Genomic DNA, 7,765 nt, shown 5'->3' with positions numbered 1-7,765 from the left:
CAGGCTCTCTTGACTATGCTGTATCGCTCGACGGATCGCCTCTGTCGTCGTGGCGCTCCCATGAAGAACCTGGCCCATAGCGCATCCTTTGATTCGGACGAAAAGTATGCGCCATCAAAGCCTGGGATCAAACACCTAGAGCGTTTCAGATTTTGACAGAAGCGTATCCAGCGTTTGCGAAGTAGTTTCTGCATTCATTGGGTTGGATGGTTGATACGAGGTGGCCGATGTGTCGCCAGGTGTCGTCGATGGTTCGCTTCTGGGCGGCTCGCATCCAGTGTTTGATCTTGGCGAAGGCTTGCTCGATTGGGTTGAGGTCGGGCGAGTATGGCGGCAGATACCAAAGCCTGGCGCCTGCGGCGCGGATCATCTGCCGGATGGCGGCCGACTTGTGGGAGCCAAAACGAGCTGCTGCTCGACATAGGCCCGGAAGCTCTCGCCGTTGATCGGTCGATCGAAGACGCAAGGGGCAGCAAGACGGTCGAGCCGCAGGGCGCCGAGGAAGGTCAGCGTGCGCCAGTGGCCGTGCGGAGCAAAGCCGCGCAGGCCGTTTGCCGCATGGTCCCCAGCCGCGCAGCGGTGCCATGTTGGTCTTGATCCAGGTTTCGTCGATGAACACCAGCCGTTCCGGATCGAGACCCGCCTGCCAGGAACGCCAGCGTTGTCGTCGGCGGGCAACATCGGCGCGAGCTTGCTCAAGGGCGAATAGCGTTTTTTTTGAACCGCAATCCTTCGCGCCGTAGGAAATGCCATACCGTGTCGTGCGAGACCTTCACACCGCGCGCCGCAAGTTCGTCCTTCAGCCCATGCAGCGACAGATGCGACGTCTGGTTGATCCGTTCCACGATGAACGCCCGGTGCGGCTCCAGAACACGCTTGCGGTGGCCGCCCATCTTACCCGGTGCCACAGACCCATTCGCCCGATAGCGCTGCGACCACTTCACCGCCGACGAAACCGCCACGCCAAAACGAGCCGCCACCGAGCGGCAGCTCTCGCCAGCCTCGATCGCGCCAACAACACGCTCACGTAGATCGTTCGAAAGGGGAGCCGTCATCTGATGCTGGCCTCCGATCCAGCCAGCATCTTGAATCACAAAACCACTCTCACGGGAATCCCGCAGATTCAGTCAAAATCTGAACTGCTCTAGTTGTTTTGGCTGAGGACGAGCGTAACCACCTTAGGCTCGGCTCGCTGCAGACATCGTTCCGGAATATTGGGCCACATCGCCTTGGCGCATCCCTGATCTTCGCTTGACGCCGTCGCAAGCGAGCGTTCTGCGTTACCGGCTTCGTCTGCGGTCGACAGGAATACTTGCGTGGCGAGCGCAGTAGCCATAGATACTTGGACGAGGATAAGGGCGTAGGCAAATCGTCTGATCATCCGCTCGCAACGTTCAATCCGCGAAGTGGTTCCAACGTCGCGACCCGCCGATGTAAAACCCGATCACGATGCTCGAGCCTGCGCCCTGCCCGTCCTCAGCTTTCCTAAGGACAACCCTTCGTGGCCGGCCGCTTCATGATGCCCTTGGGCGCCGTGCCTGAGTGCTCCTGGACGCGTTTCCATAGCCTCTCGCGCATTTCCCGGTTCAAGGTGACGAATGCGCTTCAGACATAACGCCCGGTGCCGCGCTCAGCCATTAGAGTGAAAGCCGGCTTGCCCGCTTCACGCTCGACGCCGAGCAGATCGAATCGTCGATCGCATAGCACTTGGCCTTCAGCCAGTTGGTCGACGGACCGCGTCGGTATTTGCTGTCCTTCCGCTTCGAGACCATGCCTTCAAGTCCGGCCTTGTCGAGCAAGTGAAAGATGGCCTTGGCTTCCCCCGGCAGGGGCTCGCTGAACTGAATACGCCCGCCGGGCTCGATCATGCTGGCCAGGATCTCGCGCCGCTCCTCTAGCGCCTTATCGCGCAGATCGTGGCCGTTAAGATGAAGCAGATCAAAGGCAACAAAATACAAGTCGTGCTGCTGTCATTCAGAACGACGATCTCGCCCTCGACAATGGCGCTTCGGCACCAAGGCGCTTTGCCTCTCTCACCAGGTCGCGATATTTCGCCGTCCAGGCGTGGCCATTGCGCGTATAAATGCGTGTGCCGACTTCATCAATGATCATCTGCGATCGGTAGCCGTCGAACTTGACCTCCTGGGTCCAGCCTTCACCCTCGGGAGGCTTCTCCACAAGGGTCGGCATCAACGGCTCGATGAACTTCAAACGCATGCACTGACCCACCCTCCGGCGATTCAATAAGACCAAGTAAAAATGGTTCCGAAGCCGGAAATCAGCCTTTTGGTGCAACAAACACGTCAACTCGACGTTGCGGGATGAGCGAAGGATGAATCGATATGGCCGACGACAAGAGCAAGCGGGATTTTCGTGATCGGGACCGTGTCACGGCCGATGAGGATTATGAAGTTGAATATTTCGCAACAAAGACCGGCATCACACCCCAGCAGGTCAAAGAGCTGATCGCGAAGCACGGCAACCAACGCGAGACTTTGGAGCGGGTAGCCAAGGCGCTGCGGAAACAATGACCAGGCTATCTGATCTCGGCAGACCACTGATCGGCCACCGACATGAAGGCCCGCCCGCGAGCGAACTCGCGCATTTCCTTCCTTGCCTGTTTGCGGTCAACAGATCGATATGCGCGATTTTCGCCAGGTCACTTATCATGCCGATCCGGAGCACGAGCCGCTCGAACTGGACGCTTAGGACCAAAAGTGCCGAAATACCACGTTGAGGAAATGGACGGCGATACCGTGACGGCTACCCACATCGTCCACGCGACAACGCCGATCAGGGCGGCGCGGGAAGCGACAGAGCGCGACATCACTCTGCGCACCAGCGAGCCCATCTGGATCAGGGTTGCCGACGAAAAGCGCGGCCACAATTCGAATACAGTTTCAGCCAACTCGGCTAGCTGAGTTTTTGAATGGCATACCATGCCGTCGACCTCGATACGCAAGTTCGACTATGACCCGAACACCAGGGTTCTCTCCGTCTGGTTTGTGGCAAGCGGGAAGCATTACGAGTTTTTGGACGTACCTGCTGAGGCCGTTGCTGCGTTCAAAGCTGCCTTTGCTAAGGGCGTCTATTTTAACAGGCACATCCGCAATCGTTATGCAGTCCGGCTCGCGCCAGGGCGCTGACATCTGGAGACGCCGGGTTTGTGCAGGGATGGCCCGCGCCTGCTTCCGAGCGCGGGCCGACCATGATGAGTGAGGGGCCATCTTGGTCACCGGCAGGGACCGCTGAGAACGAGCCGGGTGTGACCGAACAGCCTCGGAGCGGGGATGTTCCCGGCTGACCCAAAAAGGCCAAAGGGCGCAATTAGCACCGACTTAATTAGGTCCGGAAAATTTTAACGAATCGTTGACCGCGCTGTCCCAGAATAGGACGGCGCGGTCAAACCCCAACCTTGGCTGCGCAGGCGGCTTCGGCACTCAGTTCCACCCCCGAGCTGTCGGAGCCGCCACCCACCCACACTTATACCAGCAATGGTTGAATCAACCGTTACTGCACGTGCTTTCATGGCGCTTCCCTGATCGTTAGACTTTGACGGATCAAACAGAGGATTCACAGATTCGGAGACTCGACCGATGGAAACGATCTTCGATGACGTCGGCAACGGCCTCAGAGCGCCCGCACAGACGCATGGCGCCCTGTATGCGCCTTCGCGCATCGACATGGCCGGCAAGCTGTTCCTTGGCGTCGCAATCGGCCTGGGCCTTGGCTTTGGAATGGCGAACGCGGGTTAGACCCGACCTATCGGTTCGGGCGGTCCGTAGCCAAAACGTTGTAGAGCACCAAACACGCCAGCAACGAAATGACGCTGCCCAGCAGGTCGCCTAGGGTCAGGCCGGAAAAATAGACAAGATCGAACGCCAGTACCGCCATCGCCCCAGCCAATCATGATTCGGGACACTGCCGACATTAACCGTTAGTCGGCACTGTTCCGGTCTGGATAACCTGTTCAATCTTTTCGTTGAACTTGCGCCATTCGCCAACAATCCAAAGTTAGGCGAAGCAATCAAGCTTGCGAATGAATACGCCTCCGGAGACGTCCCCATCGGCCAAGAGGTTTTCGAGGCCATCGGAGCGTCGCGGAAAGAAATGATAGAGAGTTGGCGAAAGAGGCGGAACGCTATCCGGTCTGGCAAGCTCGCTCCCACACCACGCAACCTAATCCAAAGTACCGCGAGGAATAGGAATGGCTAAAGTCCGCAAGCGCACCCTGCCCTCCGGTGAAGTTCGCTGGCCGGCAGACTACTTCGATGCCGGCTGCAATCGCCGCGCCAAGCAGTTCGACAAGCGCAAGGATGCCGACGGCTATCCGGTAAAGGTGCGACGTGACCTGCAGCTATGATTCGAATCCAGGTTCCCCAGAAAGCGATTTTTCCGTTTGATCATTAGAACATTTCGTGTCAGTCGGACGCACGGTCGGTAATTTTTGTTCCCGTTTCGAGCTTGCGGATGGCGCTTTCGCCGAGCGCCGGATCTCGGTTGAGGAAGGCTGTGGCCGGTGATCGTTGCGATTTCCGGCACCCAGGCCTCGACGAGCGCCAGGCGCGTTACAGCAGTCCCGCGAATGTATTGAGGGTCACTCCGACCACCCCGGCCGAGGCGCAGGCCTTGCGCCACGATGATCGAAAGCCATCTGAGGTCCATGGCACGCCGTCGCTGTTCAAAAGTATCTGCCCGACCTTGTCGCGCAACGCCTCGAGCGCAGCCTTGAGCGGCCCTCCGACGGGAATGACCACACGAGTTCCGGTCTTGGATTGCTGCAGGCGGATCACCTTGCCGTCATACTGCTGTCAAGTGAGCCGCAGCAGGTCGCCCTGGCGCCGGCCGGTCCACAAGGCCAGTGTGAGCGGCAGATGCAGGTGCGCGGGAGCGCTGGCATAGAATGCGGCCTCGTAGGCGGCAGTCCAGACGTTAGCCACCCTGGTGCCGCGATAGAGGCGCCCGCCCTTCTCGCAAGGATTGGCTGACACAAGGCCGCGACCGTGTCCCCAGGACAGGATCCTCGCCAGCACCTGCCAGCCATAGTCTGCCTGTTGGCGCGATGCCTTGGCGCGCTCGTCGCGCCACTCCATGAAGATGCCGCGCGTGCGGCGGTCGCTCATGCCCGACAGCGGGAAGTCACCGAATTTCTTTCCGATAACCTTGATCAGCTTGACATAGTCGGCTTGCGTGCGCGGCGCCAGGTCATCCAAATCCGAGCTGGCCTGAAATTCATTCAGCACGGACAGCAGCACGCCCTGGCGCGGCTTGGCCTTGGTCGCGGCGGCAGCTTTGTAGGCTGCGATGAATTCGGGATCTCCAGGCTTGCCAGGCAAGGTGGCCCGCCCTTCCAAGCCCACTAGTAGGTGACGAGGCTGCCGTCGGCGAGTTGTTTGGCGCGGCTGTTCAGCCCCTTAAGACGAACGCGCATGATTTTTTATATACTGGTCGACGGGGTTTTCCGGTTCGCTCGTATGTGTAGCGGCGATGACCACGATCTTGCCCGTCGCCGGATCTATTTCTACCCTGCCAGGCTCCATGTTGCCTTAGCGTGCGCTCTTGATCCGCGCGCAATATCGGCAATTTTGAAGGAGATCAGTGTGCCGGCCATTTTGGATTGCTCCCGCCTTTTCAGCCGCCGCGTTTTCCAAAAGATTCGTGAGGTTTTGGATAACTGCTTGGAGCAGATCCTTGACGGGCAGCCTCATCACCTTCTCGATGCCAATTAAGACTTCCAGGACAATTCGAGCCGGCCTGAGAATGATCGAAACCGGATATTGCTCGCGCCTAATTACCTCTCCTACCGGAGACGATGCATCGAAATCAGACCATCCCTGCCCTTCCTGATCGAAAGACAAGGCCAAGGTGCGGAAATTCGGACTTTTGGGACCTTCTCAGGTTACAGCAACCGACACAGTGAAACGCAATTGTCCATGAGATCGGCGGTTGCTGCTACACATTCCCCTCGCTGAGGCATGCGTTTCTGGAAGGCGGTCCGCAGCCGGTTCCGTGCACGTTTTATTTTGACTGTTAACTGTCACGCTAGTCGAATGTTGACGACTCCCCCTCGGAAGAGTTAATAATCGCTTAATATAAGCATTTTCTTAAAAACATGATCGGCAGCCGACGAGTTTGCCGACGCAATGGGGAGACGCAGCGCGACGACCAATCTCGTCGCAACATCATCATCATCATCAACATCGAGCCGCCATCCGTAAACGGTACTGCTGAGTCAGCCGTTCGCAAGGCGTAACATAGCGGCGGTTTGGTGGGCTGACGAAGTCTATGAGTTTTGATAGCGAGTGCTTTGTCTTTTCAGTGCGGTCGGTAAACGGATGTGGGGGCATCTGTGTATGAGTAAGGGGGTTATAATGGCTGCTTCTCAAATCATAAACGCCGACGGAATGTCGACGTTGCTTCCCGATACGCCACAGGGCGGAGACTATACCTACCGCTTAGCCGAAAATGCGCCCGTCCCCATTTCCACCGTTCTGACCATTATATCTCTCGATGGGTCGAGTAGCGATCTGGCCGAAATCACACTTTGCTCTCCGAATGATGAGTTTTCCGCCTCGACCGATCCGAAGAAGCCCGCTGTTGCCTGCGCAGATTCAGCAGGCATCAAGCTGTGTTTGCCGGACTCGCGAGCGTGGGCGTTTGGCATTGGTACACATGCCATTGGTCTGGATGCGAACTCATTTGGTCCGGCGCTCTCGCCCAGGATCAAGCCGTTTGTTGGCGAAGGCGAACTTGCCCTCATAGGTTCACAATTTTTGAGCGACGCCGCTGCAAGCGGCAGGTCAATGTCGGCACTTCTCGATCGACAAGAACAACTAGCGAGATAGGGGACGGGGTATGGCAACGGCAACTGGTACAAGCGGCAACGACAATCTGGTCGGCGGTAGTGGAGACGACGTGCTTTTGGGCGGTGCCGGAAGCGATCGCCTGAATGGCGGTTCAGGCGCCGATACGCTCGATGGAGGCAGTGGTTTCGACACGGTCCTGGGCGGATCGGGAGCGGACACGCTCATCTATCGCGCGTGGGAAAATCAGTACAAGTTTGGTAGCCAAGTCTACGGCACAGGGACAACCGTCGGACAAACAGCCTTTTCCGGCTACGACACCTACGACGGCGGTAACGGCAATGCTGCGAAAGGCACTGCCGAGATCGATACGCTCGCTATCTATCTAAGCAATGATCAACTAGCCAACACGTCATTCATGACCGCGTTTAACACCGAACTTGCTCAGTTTCGTGCCTTCATTGCCGCGAACTCGAACACGAATACCGGCCAAGCAGGTCAGGCAGAATTTACCTTCGCCACGATCAACCTCAAGGTCTCCGCGATCGAGCGGGTCGTCGTTCTCGATAGCGCCGGGCAAGTTCCTGTCTCCGTAAATATTGTCGACCCTTCCTTAAATGATGGTGACAACAACTCGGTCGTGACCTTCACTTTTCTTGGTCCCGTGACGGGCTTCGATTCTGCCGATGTTACGGCAATGAATGGCACGCTGACTGATTTTGTGAAGATTGATGCTTCGCATTATACGGCGAAGTTTATAGCAAATGACGGCTTCGCCGGCACCGGCTCGGTGTCTGTGACGGCAAACAGCTACACCGACCTTGCCGGCAACCTCGGCGCGGCGGGCTCCGACACGGTCATTGTGGATACCGCCAACCCGACGGTCGTGATCGGCACCGACGACAGCGCCCTGAAGATCGGCGATGTCGCGCACCTGACCTTCACCTTGAGCGAGGCGTCGA

General features: G+C 57.8%; 13 protein-coding genes and 1 pseudogene. 8 read left to right on the top strand and 6 right to left on the bottom strand.

Annotation, left to right across the window (positions count from 1 at the left end; translation table 11 throughout):
• Window positions 1-145: 145 nt before the first annotated feature.
• The 3 genes and pseudogenes from NKI10_RS30640 to NKI10_RS30630 all read right to left on the bottom strand — a co-directional run bounded on the left by NKI10_RS30640 (window position 146) and on the right by NKI10_RS30630 (window position 2,217).
• A pseudogene (locus NKI10_RS30640) lies at window positions 146-1,055 on the bottom strand (IS630 family transposase).
• Window positions 1,056-1,637: 582 nt separating this feature from the next.
• Entirely contained in the window at window positions 1,638-1,958 is a 321-nt protein-coding gene (locus NKI10_RS30635; RefSeq protein ID WP_023707388.1) for an ATP-dependent DNA ligase, read from the bottom strand.
• Between the two features lie 16 nt (window positions 1,959-1,974).
• Window positions 1,975-2,217: an ATP-dependent DNA ligase gene (locus tag NKI10_RS30630; RefSeq protein ID WP_023707389.1), complete on the bottom strand. Its 243-nt coding sequence runs from the start codon at window positions 2,215-2,217 to the stop codon at window positions 1,975-1,977.
• Between the two features lie 125 nt (window positions 2,218-2,342).
• Between NKI10_RS30630 and NKI10_RS30625 the strand changes: the two genes are divergently transcribed.
• The 4 genes from NKI10_RS30625 (at window position 2,343) to NKI10_RS30610 (ending at window position 3,755) form a co-directional block, all read left to right on the top strand.
• Window positions 2,343-2,531, top strand: coding sequence for a DUF3606 domain-containing protein (locus NKI10_RS30625; protein ID WP_352742604.1), 189 nt, complete (start codon window positions 2,343-2,345; stop codon window positions 2,529-2,531).
• Between the two features lie 186 nt (window positions 2,532-2,717).
• Window positions 2,718-2,921: a hypothetical protein gene (locus tag NKI10_RS30620; protein ID WP_156932446.1), complete on the top strand. Its 204-nt coding sequence runs from the start codon at window positions 2,718-2,720 to the stop codon at window positions 2,919-2,921.
• Window positions 2,922-2,939: 18 nt separating this feature from the next.
• Window positions 2,940-3,146 carry a KTSC domain-containing protein gene (locus tag NKI10_RS30615; RefSeq protein ID WP_023748450.1) on the top strand — a complete coding sequence of 69 codons (207 nt, stop codon included), beginning with the start codon at window positions 2,940-2,942 and terminating at the stop codon, window positions 3,144-3,146.
• Between the two features lie 450 nt (window positions 3,147-3,596).
• On the top strand, window positions 3,597-3,755 hold the full coding sequence (locus NKI10_RS30610; protein WP_023707392.1) for a hypothetical protein: 159 nt from the start codon (window positions 3,597-3,599) through the stop codon (window positions 3,753-3,755).
• 7 nt (window positions 3,756-3,762) lie between these two features.
• Here the strand turns inward: NKI10_RS30610 and NKI10_RS30605 are convergent, their stop codons facing one another.
• On the bottom strand, window positions 3,763-3,894 hold the full coding sequence (locus NKI10_RS30605; RefSeq protein ID WP_023707393.1) for a hypothetical protein: 132 nt from the start codon (window positions 3,892-3,894) through the stop codon (window positions 3,763-3,765).
• Window positions 3,895-4,207: 313 nt separating this feature from the next.
• Between NKI10_RS30605 and NKI10_RS30600 the strand changes: the two genes are divergently transcribed.
• Window positions 4,208-4,363, top strand: coding sequence for a hypothetical protein (locus tag NKI10_RS30600; protein WP_023744425.1), 156 nt, complete (start codon window positions 4,208-4,210; stop codon window positions 4,361-4,363).
• 205 nt (window positions 4,364-4,568) lie between these two features.
• On the opposite strand, the gene NKI10_RS30595 is transcribed toward NKI10_RS30600, so the two are convergent.
• Both NKI10_RS30595 and NKI10_RS30590 read right to left on the bottom strand, forming a co-directional pair.
• Window positions 4,569-4,793 carry a site-specific integrase gene (locus NKI10_RS30595; RefSeq protein WP_023707394.1) on the bottom strand — a complete coding sequence of 75 codons (225 nt, stop codon included), beginning with the start codon at window positions 4,791-4,793 and terminating at the stop codon, window positions 4,569-4,571.
• A gap of 18 nt (window positions 4,794-4,811) precedes the next feature.
• The gene (locus NKI10_RS30590; protein ID WP_352862597.1) at window positions 4,812-5,336 is read right to left on the bottom strand and encodes a site-specific integrase; all 525 of its coding nucleotides are present in this window, start codon (window positions 5,334-5,336) and stop codon (window positions 4,812-4,814) included.
• A gap of 93 nt (window positions 5,337-5,429) precedes the next feature.
• Between NKI10_RS30590 and NKI10_RS30585 the strand changes: the two genes are divergently transcribed.
• From NKI10_RS30585 to NKI10_RS30575, 3 genes are all read left to right on the top strand, one after another.
• A complete protein-coding gene (locus tag NKI10_RS30585) occupies window positions 5,430-5,729 on the top strand; it encodes a hypothetical protein (RefSeq protein WP_352539204.1) in 300 nt (99 codons plus the stop codon).
• Between the two features lie 642 nt (window positions 5,730-6,371).
• Window positions 6,372-6,845, top strand: a complete 474-nt coding sequence (locus NKI10_RS30580) for a hypothetical protein (protein WP_352862596.1) — start codon at window positions 6,372-6,374, stop codon at window positions 6,843-6,845.
• A 10-nt stretch (window positions 6,846-6,855) separates the two neighbouring features.
• The coding region (locus NKI10_RS30575) for an Ig-like domain-containing protein (protein WP_352826256.1) at window positions 6,856-7,765 on the top strand (910 nt) is incomplete at its 3' end.

The organism is Mesorhizobium sp. M0802 (genome assembly GCF_040320115.1).
Lineage (GTDB): Bacteria > Pseudomonadota > Alphaproteobacteria > Rhizobiales > Rhizobiaceae > Mesorhizobium.
The sequence above is the reverse complement of the archived record's forward strand: the minus strand, read 5'-3'. Positions and strand labels throughout refer to the sequence as shown.